The following is a 1,725-nucleotide window of genomic DNA, read 5'->3' as shown; positions in this document are numbered from 1 at the left end:
CCAACGCCGGAAAATCCGTTATCCGGTCGCGTGTCGAGCATGTTTTTGCCGATCAGAAATCGCAGACAGGACTGTTCGTCCGAACCGTAGGCATAACGCGAGCCACCATGAGGATCGGGCTGGCCAATATCGTCTATAATATGCGCCGATTTCCCCTCCTGGAGCGGAGTAACGCCGCCGCGTAGCAATCCAGAGCATGAAACCATCACTCTGCTCAAAACGCAGAGCGAAAATCAGCTCCAGGAACTACGGCGTGTCGTCAGTTAAGCCCTGAGTGTGGCACGTGAGGGTTGTACTTTGTGTCTGCGTGTGCTGACTGTTTTCCCGTTTTTTGGAGGAGACAGAGAGATGCGGCGCTATAGTTTACGCGATGACCAGTGGGAGCGGATAAAGGATCTTCTTCCCGGTCGAGAAGGCTATGTCGGCGGCACTGCGGCGGACAACCGTCTGTTCGTGGAGGCGGTGCTGTATCGCTATCGCGCGGGCATTCCATGGCGCGACCTTCCTGCCCGTTTCGGGGACTGGAAAAACGTGCACCGGCGTCTGCGCCGCTGGTGTGAAAGCGGCGTCATCGAACGGATATTTCGTTATCTGGCCGCTGATCACGACAACGAATACATGATGATCGACAGCACAATTGTTCCGGGCGCATCAGCATAGTGCAGGAGCTCTCAAAAAAGGGGTACGGATCAGGCCATCGGACGATCACGAGGCGGGTTGACTACAAAGATCCATGCCATCTGCGACGCTCTGGGCAATCCGGTGGAACTCGGCATCACACCGGGACAGGATGCCGATATCACCCAGGCGGAACCGCTTCTGGAAAACATCGACCCGGATGCTTTCCTTGCGGACAAGGCGTATGACGCGGACAGGTTGATCGATCGGCTGATACAGCGCGGGATTACCCCGGTCATCCCGCCAAAACGCAACAGAACAACACGACGGAAAACCGATTTTTCTCTCTACCGCGAACCGAACCTTGTTGAGAGGTTCTTCAATAAACTCAAGCAGTTTCGCGCTATCGCAACCCGCTATGATAAACTGAAATCGACCTTCCTCGCAGCCGTGCAGTTCGCCTCAATCATCATCCTGCTTAACTGACGACACGCTGTAGCAATCAACACGCCAAAAATCTGAAATCAGGCAAAAGGGGAATCAATCAACAGTTCTTCGAACCCTCCACCTGCCAAATAAGACAAGCAGGAATACAAGCGCAGCGATCGCATTGAGATCATGTTCGAATAGCCCAAGGACTGGAGAGGTGAAACGTTACGCCACGACAAAAGTCCTAATGTCTTTTTCTGCCATCCGCCTCGCTGCAACCGACATGTTCTAGGTATAAGCCTTGACACTCAGAGCTTAACATTTTTTTTTGCACAAAAGAAATTTTGAATAATAAAAAAAATTACCGATTAATTTAAATATAGCATTAACATATTATCTGAACCTAATCTTCCCCCTTTAAGCTCGAAGCTGGAGGGTTCGAAAAACCCCTTGGCTCTGAGTTGTTCTGTGTGATTCCATTTTTTTGGCGTTGATTGGGGATGGAGGAAGATGAAGCAATCTGGTTTCTTTGATGTTGAAGAGCGTCTTGCTCGGCTGAGCGGGCTTGGCGATCAACTGGAGGCCTTTTCCCGGACTGTGGATTTTGAGGTGTTCCGCCCTGATCTGGAGCTGGCTCTGGCCTATTCAGACGGAAGTAAAGGCGGACGTCCGCCGTTT

3 pseudogenes are annotated in these 1,725 nt (G+C 51.7%); all 3 read left to right on the top strand.

Annotated features, from left to right (window positions below):
* Nucleotides 1–185 (top strand): annotated as a pseudogene (locus KP703_RS15355) (IS5/IS1182 family transposase); the annotation flags it as partial.
* A 163-nt stretch (nt 186–348) separates the two neighbouring features.
* Nucleotides 349–1,104 (top strand): annotated as a pseudogene (locus KP703_RS15350) (IS5 family transposase).
* 453 nt (nt 1,105–1,557) lie between these two features.
* A pseudogene (locus KP703_RS15345) lies at nt 1,558–1,725 on the top strand (IS5/IS1182 family transposase); the annotation flags it as partial.

It is taken from the genome of Acetobacter sp. P5B1, assembly GCF_018811985.1.
GTDB classification, from domain to species: Bacteria; Pseudomonadota; Alphaproteobacteria; order Acetobacterales; family Acetobacteraceae; genus Acetobacter; species Acetobacter cerevisiae.
This window is presented reverse-complemented; position numbering and strand designations above follow the sequence as displayed.